This is a genomic window from Ruegeria sp. BA12, assembly GCF_056539625.1.
Genome location: NZ_JBQFVF010000006.1, coordinates 124,323 through 139,695, shown reverse-complemented (window position 1 = coordinate 139,695; position 15,373 = coordinate 124,323). Strand labels below are relative to the sequence as shown.

Genomic DNA, 15,373 nt, shown 5'->3' with positions numbered 1-15,373 from the left:
CTCTAACCGCGCCCGATATAGGGCATCGTTGTTGCCATCACGGTCATGAACTGCACATTCGCCTCGGGCGGCAGGGTCGCCATATGCAGCACCGAGCGTGCTGCATCTTCAACCGCCATGGTCGGGTCGGGCGTCTGACCGGCCTCAACCGCGGCATCCACCAGTCCCTGTACCATCTGCGTGCGCGCGTTGCCGATGTCGATCTGACCGCAAGCAATTCCGAGGTCCCGCCCGTCCAGCGACAGACTGCGGGTCAGACCGGTGATGGCATGTTTCGTGGTCGTGTAGTGCACCGAGTTCGGGCGCGGCACATATGCGGCAATCGAGCCGTTGTTGATGATGCGCCCGCCCTGCGGCGACTGGTGGCGCATGATCCGAAAAGCCTCGCGCGCGCATAGGAACATGCCGTTCAGATTGACGTTGACGGTTTGATACCAATCCTCCAGCGCGATCTCGTCGATGGTTCCGCCGGGCGCAAAGATGCCCGCATTGTTGAACAACGCGTCCAACCGGCCAGCCTTTTCCTGAAACGCGCCAAAGGCCGCATGGACCGCATCCGCGTCCGTTACATCCGCAACCAATGGGATCGCGTTTGTGCGATCCTTGGCCATTTCGTGCAACGTATCGGCACTGCGCGCCAACAGGCCCACTGTCCAGCCTTCGTTCAAGAACAAGTCCGCCGTGGCCCGCCCAATGCCCGAGCTTGCGCCGGTTACTATGATGGATGTCATGTATCTTCAGCCTCCAATGTCAAGGACGCCGCCGGAACCGCGCGCAGATCATCCACACGCAGCGGATGGGTGGGCTTGGCCAGACGGTTGCGCACAACCCAGATCAACCGCTCTTGCGCGCGGGTGATGGCGACATAGGCCAGCCGCTTCCAAAGCGGCTGCCCGGCCTCGGTCCTGCCCATGCGGGCGGCGGCGTAAATGTCCGGCGCAAAGACCTGTACCGTGTCCCATTGCGAGCCCTGCGCCTTGTGAATGGTTACCGCCGCGCCATGCAGAAAGGTGGCACCCATGCGGGCGGCGAAGGGGATAAAGGGTTCTTCTTCATCCGGTTTTTCGATCTTGACGATCGAGGCCGCACTGACCTGTGGGTCCTCGGCGCCCATCACGTGCAGGCGTGAAAAGCCCGGCTTGCGCCCCGGTCCCAAATAGATGACTTGCGCGCCTTTGATCAACCCGCGCGCCTCAAGGTCCAAACGTTTCTTGCGGTGTTTCAACGGCAGTTCGATGCCATCACAGATCATTGGTTCACCTTCCAGCAGCTCGGTCTCCGGCGCGCCGTGAACTTGCCGAAACGCCTGAATCAACCGAATACGTGTGGCGTTGCGCCAGACCAGAACCGGGCTGCGGGCCATCAGATCAACCTCGACCCGCTGACCCCAGACCACGCGGTCATCCTGACGGGCGGTTTGTTCTATAAGACGTTCGAAATCCTCGAACCCCATCTTAGGGTCCGCCAGCGCGTGGGCCAGGTCTAGGATAGGATTGTCCGCCTCTTGCCGGTGGACCCGGTGCAGGATCTGTTTGCGCGGCTCGGGCAAAGCGTCAAACACCATGCTGCCCGATTGATTGACGGGGGCCAGCTGCGCAGGGTCACCAAATAACAACAAGGTCGGAAAAATCTCTTGCAGGTCCTCGAATTGCCGGTCGTCCAGCATCGAGGCCTCATCGACGAACCCGATATCCAAAGGCTCGTCCCGACGTTTCCAGCCGGTGATGAAATCGGACCCGCGCAGTCCGGCGGCGGCCAAGGCACCAGGGATCGATTTATTATTCGCATAAAACGCCGCTGCACGGTCCAACGCCTCGTCCGTCAGACCTTGGACCTCGGGGCGTTCGTCATTGCCCGCCAGCCATTCGGCGATGCGTTCATATTCCGGGTCATAAACCGGGGTATAGAGAATGCGGTGAATGGTCGTTGCAGGGACCCCGCGCAGACGCAACACGCTGGCAGCCTTGTTGGTGGGGGCCAGGATCGCAAGGCTGCGCTTTTCCTTCGCTTTGCGGCTTTCGAAATCACCCGACACAATCTGAACACCGGTTTCGGCCAAGGCCTTGTACAGCTCGGCCAGCAACAGGGTCTTGCCCGAGCCGGCTTTGCCGATCACCGCCATCACACCGGATTTGCCGTTGCCTGGCAATTTCAGCAGGGCATCATCATCCAGATCTACACCGGCTGATCGCAGCATTTCAGAGATGCTGTCATAGGCGGCGGCCTGGTCGTCAGAGAAGGTCACGGGGGGCAAAGACATGGCGCGACCCTACAGGGCCGCGCCAGCTATCACCAGAGAGGGATTGGGCTTTTCGCCTGATCAGGCCGACAGAGAAAAGCGATGCTGCCGTCCGATCCCGAATGCCGTCTTGAACCACAGCCGCGACAGCTCTCGCGGGATCCCCGCGCGTTCGGCCACGCGGTTGCAATCATCGGCAGAATAGGGCCACAGCCCGACCGAAATCTGATCACGCCCATGCCCTTCGGTCCCCAGAACCACCGGGGACGATCCGATCAGGCGGTAAATCCGAATCATGCGTGCATCGAAGACCCCAGCGATATGGGTCAGGCCGAACCCTTCCATCATCTCACCGCCGCTTAGCATGATGGCGCCTGCGGTGTGTGGGCTGGCCGTGCGCGACAGGCAGAACCTTGTGACCTCCCAAATCAGCGGGCTGCAGACTGGTTTGCCACCGGTCAGATGGCCGAACACCTCGTTCACCATGACCGGGCCGGTGGTCGGCAACACGCGCATTGAGCCTCCATGACTGCCGTCTTCTTCTTCCCAGATGACATAAAGCGGGTTCAGTTCGTCATACCGATCCCGCTCTTCCCCTTTTTCGTTAACGTGTACGTCCCAACCCAACCGGGTTTTGAACTGATCCGCGCGATCCCGGAACATCCCTTCGGCCAGATCCGGAAACTTGTGCAGCTCATCCGCATACAAATAGCGCAACATGACTTTTTTCCCCTTGTCGTCCTGTGCAGGAACGAAGGGGGTACAAAGTCATAGTTAATTTCCCGTTCTGAGGGCGCGCGCCTCTTAAACCACTATTAATCCTCGGCTGAGCGCTGTGGCGATGGCGTGAGTGGTGTTCTGCGCCCCAAGCTTCGCCCGGGCGCCTTCGATATAGACCCGTAGTGTATGTTCAGAGATAGACAGCGAATGGGCCACCTGGGCCCGGCTGTACCCCAGCGCCAGCAAGGTCATCGCGTCGACTTCGCGTGGCGACAGACTGCGGGCAGAGTCGGGCTGTCGGTCAACTTCGAATTCCAGCGCTTTGCGGTTGAAATAATGCGCGATCAGGATCAGCTCACGACCATGACGCTCGATGAAACGCTGCCAGGTTTCATCATCACAGGTATGGTTGACCGTAAACAAGGCGAATTGCCCGTTCGGCCCCCGGATCGGGATGGAATAGCCTTGATTGCCGACACCGTGGCTTTGTGCGTCTTGCAGAAATGCCTTGGCCACTTTGCTGGACCAATCCAGCGTTTTCCAATCGACCGGGTGGAACCGCTGAAAGCACCCCAGGATGACCGGATCAATGCGGTGATAACTCTTTTCCAGATATCGCTCTGCCCAAGCATCGGGATAGGTCGTATAGCCGTACTGATCCCCGGCACCGTCGACCCAGTGGTATATAAGGTGCTCGACTTTCAGCCGGTCACGCAATCGGATTGCGACGCCACTTAATTCATCGAGCGTGCTGGTGTTTTCCAAGTCCTCCAGGACTTGGCTCATATCGAGTATTTTTCCCATCCGCCGGCGTCCGTACCTCAGCCTTCATGGACGCGATCTCGGCTGCGGCGATCAGCTTGGTGTCGTCCAGCTGTTCGGCCAGCGCGATCATACCATTCTCAACGGCGAAGGCGTTGAGGTCCGACAACACGTCCAGTATCCACTCATTCTGCGCCATCAGGGTCTCTCCGAAACGGTTAACGAAGGGTTAACACAACCATAACATGTGCAGTATTTTTTTGCCTATTCGCTGCTTTCTACTCCCCCAAATCAGTGGGGTTAATATCTATAACCTCTTAAAATAAATAGACTTACCCTTGAAAAAGTGACGCCCGCGAACCGTTAACACGGTTCGCGGGCTCCATTACCTGATTTTGGTGCGGCTCAACCGCGGGCGTCCAAAACCTCTTCCAGTGTCCGCATTCCGGTCTGCGGAGCTTGAACCAAGACCGACATGTTGCCCGGCTTATGCTCGTTGCGCATCATCTTCATGTGCGCATCGGGTAGCTCATTCCACGAGAACACCTCGGACATGCATGGGTCCAGGCGACGCTCGACCATCAGTTGGTTCGCAGCAGCCGCTTGTTTCAGATGCGCAAAGTGCGAACCCTGCAGACGCTTCTGGTGCATCCACATATAGCGCACGTCGAAGGTCAGGTTATAGCCGGTGGTACCGGCGCAGATCACAACCATTCCGCCCTTTTTCACCACGAAGGTCGACACCGGGAAGGTGCTTTCGCCGGGGTGTTCAAACACCATGTCGACATTGTTGCCCTTGCCGGTAATGTCCCAGATGGCCTTGCCGAACTTGCGTGCTTCTTTGAACCAATCGGCATATTCCGGTGTGTTCACTGTGGGCAATTGGCCCCAGCAGTTAAAGTCTTTGCGGTTCAGAACACCCTTAGCACCCAGACCCATTACAAAGTCACGTTTGCTTTCGTCCGAGATCACACCGATCGCGTTTGCACCCGCAGTGTTGATCAACTGGATTGCATATGAGCCCAGACCACCCGACGCACCCCAAACCAGAACGTTCTGGCCCGGCTTCAGATCGTGTGGCTCGTGACCGAACAGCATCCGGTATGCGGTGGCCAGCGTCAGCGTGTAGCAGGCGCTTTCTTCCCAGGTCAGGTGCTTGGGGCGCGGCATCAGCTGCTGTGCCTGAACATTAGTGAACTGAGCGAACGACCCATCCGGCGTCTCATAGCCCCAGATCCGCTGGCTGTCCGAATACATCGGATCGCCGCCGTTACAGGCTTCGTCGTCACCGTCATCCTGGTTGCAGTGGATTACGACTTCATCGCCCACTTTCCAGCGCTTGACCTTGTCGCCTACGGCCCAAACGATGCCCGATGCATCCGAACCGGCGATGTGGAACGGCTGTCCGTGACCATCAAACGGGCTGATCGGTTTACCCAACGACGCCCAGACGCCGTTGTAGTTGACGCCAGCGGCCATCACCAGAACCAGCACCTCGTGGCTGTCCAGCTTGGGGACATCTACCACTTCCAGCTGCATGGCCGTGTCCGGCTCGCCATGGCGTTCCTTGCGGATCGCCCATGCATACATTTGTTTCGGGACAAACCCCATCGGAGGGATTTCACCCATCTCATAGAGGTCTTTTTCCGGTGCCTCGTACGACGCGATGCCGCTATCGGTGTCCAGAGCCATGTTGGCCTCCTTTTCTAAAATCCTTGCCGCAACGCAGAATCGGCGGCTTTACCCGATGAGTATTTTCCATCGAGCAATATTGCAACCCATTTTGAGTTCATTTTGTAATTTTATGACCCAGCGGGTGCAGAAATTTCTTTTGCAGTCGCAGAAATCACTTGCCCTGCATCCAGTGGCGCCGAGGCTGCATAATAGTTCAACAGGTCAACTCTTTGACCTGACGACGATAATTTCCCGCCCTCGCGTTTCAGAATGCGGCGATCCACCAATTGCTGAATACTAGCCTCGATTGCACTATGCTCCAATGGTGCAGGACTTCCGTTGCGTCGCAGCAGTTGGTCTATCAGCGCCACCGCGTCTGTTTCGGCAATTTCGCCCTTTTCACGCACCAACCAACACGTAGCAGGCCCCGGAACCAGCGGAATCGCTTTGCCAATGCCCACCATCAAGTCCCGCGCCAGATCGGTCATCAGGTTGGTATTGTGGTCCGCCCGGAACGCCCGCAGCGAAACAGGCTGGCCGTACCGCACCGAAGCCACGCCGAATCGCTGATAACGACCTACCAACCGTCGGCCGACCTGTTTGATAATCCACCAGGCGATGACCCCGATCCTGGCCCGAAACCTGCGTTCATTTCCCAGCGCCGCTTTGGTCAGGATTGTATCCTCTAGCACGCGGTCATAATTCAGCGCGACGGGTACAAAAACAACGTCCCTACCGTCGGGGGTGGTGGCATCAATGATGTATTTGAGCAGCCCCAGCTTTGGCCGACCCAGTGCGCCGGTCAAGCTAAGACCGCCCTCGGGGAACATAGCTTGTGTCACGCCCGCTTCGGTCGCGTGCCGCACATAGCAAGCCAGCACCTGCCGATAAAGCTCACTGCCCGATTTGCGGCGGATAAAGTAGGCACCCATTGCCCGGATCAAACGGCTAAGCGGCCAGACGCGCGCCCATTCCCCAACCGCATAAGACAGCGCAGATTGTTGCGCCGCCAGATAGGTCACCAACACATAGTCCATATTGCTGCGATGGTTCATGACGAAAACAACCGTCGCCTCTGGGTCAATGTTGCGCAGGGCTTTTTCGTCCATATAGCTAAGACGCACGTTATAAAACGCGTTGCTCAGCATACGAGTCAGGCGGATGGCGATGCTGAAATAGGCTACCGCTGAAAAGGACGGAACGATTTCGCGCGCATAACGACGGGCCGTTTCAAAGGCCACGGCCTCGGGAACACGTTCCTCGCGTGCAAAGTTCTGAACCGCCTGCCCGACCTGCGGGTCATAAATCAGCCGCTGAATCATGTCATGTCGATGCGCCAGCTTGAACGGTTGGATGGGTCGCTGCAGGCGTTTGTTCAGGCGTTTGACTGCCCGCTCAAGCCGGCGGCGAAAAAACCAGCGCACCGAAGGAAACAGAAAATGCGAGGCCAGAGTGACCGCGGCAAACACCACGATCAGCAAAAACAGCCAAAGCGGAAGTTCCACGGTCTGAGTCATGCACGCACCCTGCCACCAAACCGGGCCACCTACAATCTGAAGAACCTGAAATGCCGCGACGCAGCGAATTGACATATCCCGAAAATTGCGCTTTAGAGGCCAGTGACGTAATTTTCTTGCCCACCCGCAACACGAGGCCCAGCTATGACGCAGACGCAGAAAGATCGCCCTTGGCTCATCCGAACCTATGCCGGTCATTCCACCGCCAAGGCCTCAAACGCGCTGTATCGCGGGAATTTGGCGAAGGGACAGACCGGTCTTTCCGTGGCTTTCGACCTGCCGACGCAGACCGGTTACGACAGCGATCACACATTGGCGCGCGGCGAGGTCGGCAAGGTTGGCGTTCCGATCAGCCATCTGGGCGACATGCGGGTATTGTTCGATCAGATTCCGTTGGAACAGATGAACACCTCGATGACGATCAACGCCACCGCCCCTTGGTTGCTGGCGCTTTATATCGCTGTGGCCGAGGAACAGGGCGCGGACGTGTCCAAGCTGCAAGGCACCGTGCAGAACGACCTAATCAAGGAATACCTGAGCCGCGGCACCTATGTTTGCCCGCCAAAACCGTCGCTGAAGATGATCGCGGACGTGGCCGAGTATTGCTATACCAACGTGCCGAAATGGAACCCGATGAATGTGTGTTCCTATCACTTGCAAGAAGCCGGCGCGACACCCGAACAAGAGCTGGCCTATGCACTGGCCACGGCCATCGCCGTATTGGATGAGCTGCGCCCCCGCGTCCCAGCCGAGGATTTCCCGGCGCTTTGCGGTCGCATTTCGTTCTTTGTGAACGCGGGCATCCGCTTTGTCACCGAAATGTGCAAGATGCGGGCTTTCGTGGATCTTTGGGACGAAATTCTGCAACAACGCTATGGCGTCGAGGATTCAAAATACCGTCGGTTCCGCTATGGTGTTCAGGTCAACTCGCTGGGCCTGACCGAGCAGCAGCCCGAAAACAACGTCTATCGCATCCTGATCGAAATGCTTGCCGTGACCTTGTCGAAAAAGGCCCGCGCCCGTGCTGTGCAATTGCCCGCATGGAATGAAGCGTTGGGTTTGCCACGTCCGTGGGATCAGCAATGGTCGATGCGGATGCAGCAAATCCTGGCCTATGAAACCGACTTGCTGGAATATGGTGACCTGTTTGACGGCAACCCCGTCGTGGACGCTAAGGTTGAAGTGCTGAAAGCAGGCGCGCGGGCTGAATTGGGCAACCTCGAATCGATGGGCGGCGCGGTGGCGTCGATCGAATACATGAAATCCCGTCTGGTCGATTCCAACGCCGAACGCCTGAACCGGATCGAACGCAACGAAACCGTCGTGGTCGGGGTGAACAAATGGACACAGGGCGAACCCTCACCACTGGAGACCGAAGATGGCGGTATCATGGTTGTCGACCCTGCCGTTGAGCAAGAGCAGATCAACCGCCTGAATGAATGGCGCGCAGATCGTGACGACGCAGCCGTCAAGGCGGCTTTGGCCGCACTACGTGAGGCGGCGCGATCCGGCACCAACGTGATGGAACCGTCAATCGCCGCCGCCAAGGCAGGTGTCACCACCGGCGAGTGGGCTGAAGAAATGCGCAAGGTCTACGGTACCTACCGCGGCCCAACCGGCGTCTCAGGTTCGGTATCGAACAAGACCGAAGGGCTGGAGGATCTGCGCGCTGCTGTTGATGCGGTCAGTGACAAACTGGGGCGCCGCCTGAAATTCCTGGTGGGTAAGCCGGGATTGGACGGCCATTCAAACGGAGCCGAGCAAATCGCCTTCCGCGCCCGCGATTGCGGCATCGACATCAGCTATGAAGGCATTCGCCTGACACCCGAGGAAATCGTCACGGCTGCCATTGAAGACAAGGCCCATGTCATCGGTCTGTCGATTCTGTCCGGCAGCCACATCCCATTGGTGCAAGACGTCATGACCCGCCTGCGCGAAGCCGGGCTGAACGATGTCCCTGTCGTGGTTGGAGGGATCATTCCCGATGATGATGCAGCGAAACTAAAGGCAATGGGCGTTGCCAAAATCTATACGCCCAAGAACTTTGAGTTGAATGTAATCATGGGCGATATCGTAACTCTGGTCGATCCGCAAAATATCGCGGCTGAATAATTCAACCCTTTTTGGGAAATCTCTGTTTCTATTCCCCTTCACGAGGGGATAGATAAATTTCGGATTTGGAATTACGGTGGGCTATTGCGTCCACGTATGACGAAGTGCGGAACGGAGAAAAAAATGGCGATCAGCCTAGATAAAATGTCTCGAAAAGAACTGCTTGAATTGCGCGACAAGGTGGAAATCGCGCTTAAAAATGCGGAAAAGCGTGATCGCAAAGAGGCTTTGAAAGCGGCCGAAAAGGCCGCCGCTGAGTTCGGATTTTCACTTTCAGACCTGTCTGGCAATGGCTCAAAGCTACCTAAAAGCCCGAAAGCCAACGCAAAATACAAGAATCCGTCCAATCCTGAACAAACCTGGTCGGGCCGAGGCCGCAAACCGCAATGGGTTCATGACGCGTTAAAAGCCGGGGCAGATATTTCGGATTTGGAAATCTGACAGGAATTGAGTGAAAAATGACAATTCATATTGGCGCAGAAAAAGGTGAAATTGCTGAAACCGTTTTAATGCCCGGTGATCCCTATCGGGCGAAATGGGCGGCAGAGTCCTTTTTGCAGAATGCCAGGCTGGTCAATAATGTGCGGGGCATGCTGGGTTTCACCGGAACCTGGAAAGGACACCCGGTTTCAATTCAGGGCAGCGGCATGGGGATGCCGTCCTTGTCGATTTACGCCAATGAACTGATCCGCAATTTTGGTGCCAAAACCCTGATCCGCATCGGATCGTGCGGCGGGATGCAGGACAGCGTCAATATCCGCGATGTGATATTGGCGATGACCTCGACCACGCTCAGCACGCCATCACGCGGCATTCTGAAAGAACTTAACTTTGCCCCCTGCGCCGACTGGGGTTTGCTACAGGCGGCGGCTCAGGCGGCGGCTGCGAAAGGGACACCCACGCATATCGGCGGGATTTATTCGTCGGACGTGTTTTATGACGAACGACCTGATTTGAACGAACAGATGGTGCGACACGGCATTCTGGGGGTCGAGATGGAGGCCGCCGAATTGTATATCCTCGCCGCGCGTCACAATTGCCGCGCGCTGGCGGTTCTGACCGTGTCCGATCACCTGCTGACGGGTGAGGCACTGCCGTCGTCCGAACGCGAAAGCAGCTTTGGGGATATGGTGGAAATCGCGCTGCAAGCAGCATTTCCCGACGCGGCATAGCCACAGACAGGGCGAAAGATCGCCCTGCTGTCCTATTTCCCTTTCAGGCAACTGGTCGGTGTATCCGCGCCTTCGTGCTGTGCCCCGCAATAGGCACAAACCCAAACGCCTTCCTTGCGGTGTTGCCGCCATCGGCAATCACGCGTCAACGACGACGTACGTGATCGCCAGATAAAATAGGCGAACACTCCGGCCGCCAGTACTAACAACAGAATGGGCATGCTTATGCATTGCCCAATCCAAGGATAAATTCAAGCGTTAGGCGGCGTTTGCGTATTCGAACAATTCAGGCTCGTGAACCTCAGCCACCGGCGCAGGTTCCGGCGTGTAATAAGCCCAAGCTTGTTCCAACAGTTCCAGAGCTTCAGCAGCGTTCGTTTTTGAGTTTTGGTCGTGCATCGGAGCGATCCCGTTTCGGTTCCATCACTCCTCCCCTGTTGAATGGTTAAGCAGTCCAACAACTGACTTCATCACATCTTTTTGCAATCTCGGCATGACAAAACTGCATAAAAGGCTGGCACTTGCATCTGCCAGCCTTTCTCGTCTTTCGCCAATTACGCGATCATACAAGCATTCGCTTTAGCGGCTTGTTCTTCGCTGACGCCGTTGCCGGAAACGAACACCTCAGTCTGCTTACCATCCTGAAGGGTGTATTGAGTGGTAAATGCCCCCCCAATTCCGGCCTGTTTTGCACAGTCTACCTGTTTGAATGCTAAGTCCGCCCGGTCGCTGCCCGATCCACCACACGCTTAAAGAATGGTGATGGCAGAAATTGACAAGGCTTTTAGTAGTCTATGGGTCATTGATGTACTCCGACATTACAATGCCCGCATAACACGAAATAACCCGAAGTGTTGCCACCCCGGGTTTTGTCTTCTTTTGTGGCTGTGATCAAACGGACCGATCGACCATCATCTTCTTGATCTCGGCAATTGCCTTGGCCGGGTTCAGCCCCTTGGGACAGGTCTTGGCACAGTTCATGATCGTATGGCAGCGATACAGCTTGAAGGGATCTTCCAGCTCGTCCAGACGCTCACCCGTGGCTTCATCGCGGCTGTCGATGATCCAACGATAGGCATGCAGCAACGCGGCGGGCCCAAGGTAGCGATCGCCGTTCCACCAGTAACTCGGGCACGAGGTCGAGCAGCTGGCGCACATCACACATTCATACAAACCATCCAGCTTTTTGCGGTCTTCGATCGACTGCTTCCACTCTTTTGCGGGGCGGTTGGTCTTGGTTTCCAACCACGGCATGATCGAAGCGTGCTGGGCATAGAAATGTGTCAGATCGGGGATCAGGTCTTTGACTACCGGCATATGCGGTAGCGGATAGATTTTCACGTCACCCTTGATCTCATCCATGCCGTAGATACAGGCCAGCGTGTTGATCCCGTCGATATTCATTGCGCAGGAACCGCAGATGCCTTCGCGGCACGAGCGGCGGAAGGTCAGGGTCGGATCGATCTCGTTCTTGATCTTGATCAGCGCATCCAGAATCATCGGCCCACAGCTGTCCATATCAACGAAATAGGTGTCGAGCTGGGGGTTTTTTCCATCATCCGGGTTCCAGCGATAGATCTGGAACTTACGCACATTGGTCGCGCCTTCCGGCTTCGGCCAGGTTTTGCCCGTCGTGATGCGCGAATTCTTGGGGAGGGTTAGTTGTACCATAAAGTTCCTCTCCTTAGAACGTCCGCGCCTTCGGCGCGATTTTCTTGAGGCTGATGCCACCTTCTTCTTCGGTGGTCAGCGGATCGGCAATAACCGGGCGATAGCTGAGGTCAACCTTGTTGCCCTCAACCCGCGAAACGGTATGGACACGCCAGTTTTCGTCGTCACGCTCGGTGAAGTCTTCATGCGCATGGGCACCGCGGGATTCCTTGCGTGCCTCGGCACCAACGATGGTGGCCAGCGCGCTTGGCATCAGGTTGGTCAGTTCCAGAGATTCCATCAGATCACTGTTCCACACCAACGAGCGGTCAGAGACCTTCAGGTCGTCCATCTTGGCCGCGATCACCGTCATCTTTTCGACGCCCTCGGCCATGGTCTTGGCGGTCCGGAATACGGCTGCGTCTTCCTGCATGGTCCGCTGCATCTCAAGCCGCAGATCGGCGGTAGGGATTGCGCCGCTCGCATTCCGCACAGCATCAAACCGGTCAAACGCCTTGTCGACCGACGCTTGGTTCAGAACCGGGTTCGACGCTTTGGCATCGACAACTTCACCGGCCCGAATCGCGGCCGCCCGGCCAAACACCACAAGGTCAATCAGCGAGTTCGAGCCCAATCGGTTCGCGCCATGGACCGAGGCACAACCCGCTTCACCCACGGCCATCAGGCCCGGTACAACAGCCGTTGGGTTATCGGCTGTGGGGTTCAGAACCTCGCCCCAATAGTTGGTCGGAATGCCACCCATATTATAGTGCACGGTCGGTAGAACCGGGATCGGTTCCTTGGTCACGTCGACACCAGCAAAGACACGCGCCGATTCCGAAATGCCCGGCAGGCGTTCCGCCAGCGCTTCGGCCGGTAGGTGGCTGAGATTCAGGTGGATGTGGTCGCCATTGTCACCATGGCCCCGGCCTTCACGGATCTCCATGGTCATCGAGCGCGATACGTAGTCACGTGGCGCGAGGTCCTTGTATTGGGGCGCATAACGCTCCATGAACCGTTCGCCTTCCGAGTTGGTCAGGTAGCCACCCTCGCCCCGTGCGCCTTCGGTGATCAGGCAGCCCGAACCGTAGATGCCGGTCGGGTGGAACTGAACGAACTCCATATCCTGCAGCGCCAAACCCGCACGAGCCACCATGCCGCCACCGTCACCGGTGCAGGTATGGGCCGACGTGGCGCTGAAATAGGCACGGCCGTAGCCGCCGGTCGCCAGTACCACCATCTTGGCGTTGAAGACGTGCATCGTTCCGTCGTCAAGTTTCCAGCAGACGACACCCTGACACTGCCCGTCCTCGGACATGATCAGATCGATGGCGAAGTATTCGATGTAGAACTCGGCGTTGTTCTTCAGCGACTGACCATACAGCGTGTGCAGGATCGCGTGGCCTGTCCGGTCGGCTGCAGCACAGGTGCGCTGCACGGCAGGACCTTCGCCGAATTCGGTTGTGTGGCCACCGAAGGGACGCTGATAAATCTTGCCTTCTTCGGTCCGGCTGAAGGGCACGCCGTAGTGCTCCAGCTCATACACCGCTTTGGGTGCTTCACGGGCCAGATATTCCATCGCGTCGGTGTCACCCAACCAGTCCGAGCCCTTGACGGTATCGTACATGTGCCACTGCCAGTGGTCCGGTCCCATGTTAGACAGAGATGCCGCGATGCCGCCCTGCGCCGCAACCGTGTGCGAGCGTGTCGGGAACACTTTGGTGACGCATGCAGTGCGTAGGCCCTGTTCGGCCATGCCCAGCGTCGCCCGCAGACCTGCACCACCTGCGCCTACGACAACGACGTCGTATTCGTGGGTTTCATATTCATATGCTGCTGTCATTGTTCTTGTTCCTTACCGCGCATCACAGGGCGAGCTTGACCAGAGCGAACAGCCCGGCCGCGATCAGCGTGTAGCCCAGGGCCCACATTGCAACGAGCGAGACTTTCTCGAGAACACCATGGACATAATCTTCGATGGTTTCCTGCGCCTCATACATCAGCTGTTGCATGCCCACGACCAAAGTCAGAGCGGTCACAATTGCCGGGAATGGGCGGCTGAAATAGGCGACGACTTCTTCGTATGTGCCGCCGATACCGGCCCCGAAGGTGAAGATGAAGATCGGAACCAGCACGGTCAGGATCATCGCCCGGACCATGGTGCGCCAATGTGTTTGTGTGCCGGATTTCCCTGCGCCCAGACCCTGCGCGCGTTTACGGTCAGTCAGATATCGCATGTGCCGTCCCCTTAAACCGCAATCACAGTGATAATGGTCAGGATGGTCGCACCGACGAACATGCCTAGACCCAGTTTCTCAGAGACCTCGACATCAAGGCAGTAGCCGAAATCCCAAAAGACGTGACGCAGACGACCCAGCGTGTGATACCACAGCGCCCAGGTGGCCAAGGTCAGGAGGATGTCGCCGAACCAGCTGCGCAAAAATCCGGCGATGGCCAGAAACGCGCTTTCCGATGTCGAAGCGGCCAACAGCCACCAGACGATCAAGATTGCAACGGCAAAGGCGCCCAATCCCGAGAGGCGAACCATGATCGACGACAACGAAGTCATCTGGGGGCGATAGATCATAATGTGTGGCGAGAGCGGGCGGTTGCCCCGATTGACATCGGCCATGTCGGCTCCTCTTTCGTTGGCTACCGGTCGTTTTACTGTTTTTTGCCCTTCTGTCACGTGCTGCATGCGCAAAAATGGGTAAAAAGGGTTCAAAATAGCAGATTTCATCAGTTTGTGATCACGCAAAATAATACTGTGATCACGAAAACCCTTCCAAGCCTTGAATGTTAGCGTTTTCAGGGAACAAGCATTGTGATCACGAATCTGCTACTGCTGCTCCAAAGCCGCTGATTGCTGTGTAACTTCGCGCAACAGCTTCTTTCGAATCCGCTCGGGGTAATCGGCAAACCCCGCTGCCGACACCACAAATGCGCCCTCGCCGACAATGACATTTTCAAAGAAATAGGCGGTCAGGTCCGGTTCGCTTTCCTCGATCGCAATTGCGTTTACCGTCACCCCGCGTGTGCGCAACGCCCTGTGCGTCTCGGTTGGTTCGACACCCTCGTTCGACACCCCATCGCCCGAAATGTCTATCAGATGCCGTTTGCAATCCGCCACTGCATCGAAGCTAGACATGGTCATCTCAAGCGCCTCACCGATTGCGGTTGAAAAGTTGCGCCAAACCCTGGGGTCGTCGGCAACTTGATCGGCAAACCGTTCAAGCGTGTCAAAGCTATCGATCCGGGTCCACGGGATCGTCACCTTTTGACGCGAGGACCCGGTCCACTGCACCAGCATCAACTGTGCCTGCCCCCGCACCAGCGCCTCGGACACCAAGGGGTCGCGCAACCCGGCGGCCAGCCCATCCATCTGTATCCGGTATTCCGTCGTATCGACCGAACCGGATACGTCCACTGCCAAAGCCAACGCCAGATCGCACGCGACAGCGGGCGGCGTCAGAAACAGGAAGGCAGCAAGTGATCGAAGTAAGACCATGATCGCAGCCTAGCATGAT

General features: G+C 57.2%; 15 protein-coding genes and 1 pseudogene. 3 read left to right on the top strand and 13 right to left on the bottom strand.

Annotation, left to right across the window (positions count from 1 at the left end):
- Positions 1–2: 2 nt before the first annotated feature.
- From ACR0B0_RS13345 to ACR0B0_RS13315, 7 genes are all read right to left on the bottom strand, one after another.
- A complete protein-coding gene (locus ACR0B0_RS13345) occupies positions 3–731 on the bottom strand; it encodes an SDR family oxidoreductase (RefSeq protein ID WP_170350597.1) in 729 nt (242 codons plus the stop codon).
- Complete coding sequence (locus tag ACR0B0_RS13340; RefSeq protein ID WP_170350598.1) at positions 728–2,260, bottom strand: ATP-dependent DNA helicase; 1,533 nt, start codon at positions 2,258–2,260, stop codon at positions 728–730. The genes ACR0B0_RS13345 and ACR0B0_RS13340 overlap by 4 nt, the downstream gene beginning before the upstream one ends.
- A gap of 60 nt (positions 2,261–2,320) precedes the next feature.
- Positions 2,321–2,959 (bottom strand): acyl-homoserine-lactone synthase, encoded by a 639-nt coding sequence (locus tag ACR0B0_RS13335; protein WP_170377731.1) that lies wholly within the window; start codon positions 2,957–2,959, stop codon positions 2,321–2,323.
- An 84-nt stretch (positions 2,960–3,043) separates the two neighbouring features.
- Complete coding sequence (locus ACR0B0_RS13330; protein WP_170361413.1) at positions 3,044–3,763, bottom strand: helix-turn-helix transcriptional regulator; 720 nt, start codon at positions 3,761–3,763, stop codon at positions 3,044–3,046.
- Positions 3,699–3,920, bottom strand: coding sequence for a hypothetical protein (locus ACR0B0_RS13325; RefSeq protein ID WP_170377559.1), 222 nt, complete (start codon positions 3,918–3,920; stop codon positions 3,699–3,701). Before ACR0B0_RS13325 ends, ACR0B0_RS13330 begins: the two co-directional genes overlap by 65 nt.
- 206 nt (positions 3,921–4,126) lie before the next feature.
- Positions 4,127–5,413, bottom strand: coding sequence for a crotonyl-CoA carboxylase/reductase (ccrA, locus tag ACR0B0_RS13320; RefSeq protein WP_170377733.1), 1,287 nt, complete (start codon positions 5,411–5,413; stop codon positions 4,127–4,129).
- A 110-nt stretch (positions 5,414–5,523) separates the two neighbouring features.
- The gene (locus ACR0B0_RS13315; RefSeq protein WP_480648161.1) at positions 5,524–6,912 is read right to left on the bottom strand and encodes a 1-acyl-sn-glycerol-3-phosphate acyltransferase; all 1,389 of its coding nucleotides are present in this window, start codon (positions 6,910–6,912) and stop codon (positions 5,524–5,526) included.
- Between the two features lie 135 nt (positions 6,913–7,047).
- Between ACR0B0_RS13315 and ACR0B0_RS13310 the strand changes: the two are divergent.
- The 3 genes and pseudogenes from ACR0B0_RS13310 to deoD all read left to right on the top strand — a co-directional run.
- Positions 7,048–9,024, top strand: a pseudogene (locus ACR0B0_RS13310) (methylmalonyl-CoA mutase family protein); the annotation flags it as partial.
- A 123-nt stretch (positions 9,025–9,147) separates the two neighbouring features.
- On the top strand, positions 9,148–9,465 hold the full coding sequence (locus tag ACR0B0_RS13305; RefSeq protein ID WP_170350763.1) for an H-NS histone family protein: 318 nt from the start codon (positions 9,148–9,150) through the stop codon (positions 9,463–9,465).
- A 17-nt stretch (positions 9,466–9,482) separates the two neighbouring features.
- A complete protein-coding gene (gene deoD, locus ACR0B0_RS13300) occupies positions 9,483–10,196 on the top strand; it encodes a purine-nucleoside phosphorylase (RefSeq protein WP_170350604.1) in 714 nt (237 codons plus the stop codon).
- A gap of 258 nt (positions 10,197–10,454) precedes the next feature.
- On the opposite strand, the gene ACR0B0_RS13295 is transcribed toward deoD, so the two are convergent.
- The 6 genes from ACR0B0_RS13295 to ACR0B0_RS13270 all read right to left on the bottom strand — a co-directional run bounded on the left by ACR0B0_RS13295 (position 10,455) and on the right by ACR0B0_RS13270 (position 15,354).
- Complete coding sequence (locus tag ACR0B0_RS13295; RefSeq protein ID WP_170350605.1) at positions 10,455–10,595, bottom strand: hypothetical protein; 141 nt, start codon at positions 10,593–10,595, stop codon at positions 10,455–10,457.
- A gap of 492 nt (positions 10,596–11,087) precedes the next feature.
- On the bottom strand, positions 11,088–11,867 hold the full coding sequence (locus tag ACR0B0_RS13290) for a succinate dehydrogenase iron-sulfur subunit (protein ID WP_170350606.1): 780 nt from the start codon (positions 11,865–11,867) through the stop codon (positions 11,088–11,090).
- A 13-nt stretch (positions 11,868–11,880) separates the two neighbouring features.
- Positions 11,881–13,689 (bottom strand): succinate dehydrogenase flavoprotein subunit, encoded by a 1,809-nt coding sequence (sdhA, locus tag ACR0B0_RS13285; RefSeq protein WP_480648159.1) that lies wholly within the window; start codon positions 13,687–13,689, stop codon positions 11,881–11,883.
- A gap of 22 nt (positions 13,690–13,711) precedes the next feature.
- Positions 13,712–14,083, bottom strand: a complete 372-nt coding sequence (locus ACR0B0_RS13280) for a succinate dehydrogenase, hydrophobic membrane anchor protein (protein WP_170350608.1) — start codon at positions 14,081–14,083, stop codon at positions 13,712–13,714.
- 11 nt (positions 14,084–14,094) lie between these two features.
- Positions 14,095–14,478 (bottom strand): succinate dehydrogenase, cytochrome b556 subunit, encoded by a 384-nt coding sequence (sdhC, locus tag ACR0B0_RS13275; RefSeq protein WP_480648157.1) that lies wholly within the window; start codon positions 14,476–14,478, stop codon positions 14,095–14,097.
- 207 nt (positions 14,479–14,685) lie between these two features.
- Positions 14,686–15,354, bottom strand: coding sequence for a DUF1194 domain-containing protein (locus tag ACR0B0_RS13270; protein ID WP_170551612.1), 669 nt, complete (start codon positions 15,352–15,354; stop codon positions 14,686–14,688).
- Positions 15,355–15,373 lie beyond the last annotated feature (19 nt).

Coding starts and splice junctions, on each gene's coding strand:
- ACR0B0_RS13290 (WP_170350606.1), bottom strand. CDS start 11,867: ATGGTACAACTAACCCTCCCCAAGAATTCGCGCATCACGACGGGCAAA.
- ACR0B0_RS13305 (WP_170350763.1), top strand. CDS start 9,148: ATGGCGATCAGCCTAGATAAAATGTCTCGAAAAGAACTGCTTGAATTG.
- ccrA (WP_170377733.1), bottom strand. CDS start 5,413: ATGGCTCTGGACACCGATAGCGGCATCGCGTCGTACGAGGCACCGGAA.
- ACR0B0_RS13330 (WP_170361413.1), bottom strand. CDS start 3,763: ATGGGAAAAATACTCGATATGAGCCAAGTCCTGGAGGACTTGGAAAAC.
- ACR0B0_RS13295 (WP_170350605.1), bottom strand. CDS start 10,595: ATGCACGACCAAAACTCAAAAACGAACGCTGCTGAAGCTCTGGAACTG.
- deoD (WP_170350604.1), top strand. CDS start 9,483: ATGACAATTCATATTGGCGCAGAAAAAGGTGAAATTGCTGAAACCGTT.
- ACR0B0_RS13335 (WP_170377731.1), bottom strand. CDS start 2,959: ATGTTGCGCTATTTGTATGCGGATGAGCTGCACAAGTTTCCGGATCTG.
- ACR0B0_RS13315 (WP_480648161.1), bottom strand. CDS start 6,912: ATGACTCAGACCGTGGAACTTCCGCTTTGGCTGTTTTTGCTGATCGTG.
- ACR0B0_RS13270 (WP_170551612.1), bottom strand. CDS start 15,354: ATGGTCTTACTTCGATCACTTGCTGCCTTCCTGTTTCTGACGCCGCCC.
- sdhA (WP_480648159.1), bottom strand. CDS start 13,689: ATGACAGCAGCATATGAATATGAAACCCACGAATACGACGTCGTTGTC.
- ACR0B0_RS13340 (WP_170350598.1), bottom strand. CDS start 2,260: ATGTCTTTGCCCCCCGTGACCTTCTCTGACGACCAGGCCGCCGCCTAT.
- ACR0B0_RS13345 (WP_170350597.1), bottom strand. CDS start 731: ATGACATCCATCATAGTAACCGGCGCAAGCTCGGGCATTGGGCGGGCC.
- sdhC (WP_480648157.1), bottom strand. CDS start 14,478: ATGGCCGATGTCAATCGGGGCAACCGCCCGCTCTCGCCACACATTATG.
- ACR0B0_RS13325 (WP_170377559.1), bottom strand. CDS start 3,920: ATGGCGCAGAATGAGTGGATACTGGACGTGTTGTCGGACCTCAACGCC.
- ACR0B0_RS13280 (WP_170350608.1), bottom strand. CDS start 14,083: ATGCGATATCTGACTGACCGTAAACGCGCGCAGGGTCTGGGCGCAGGG.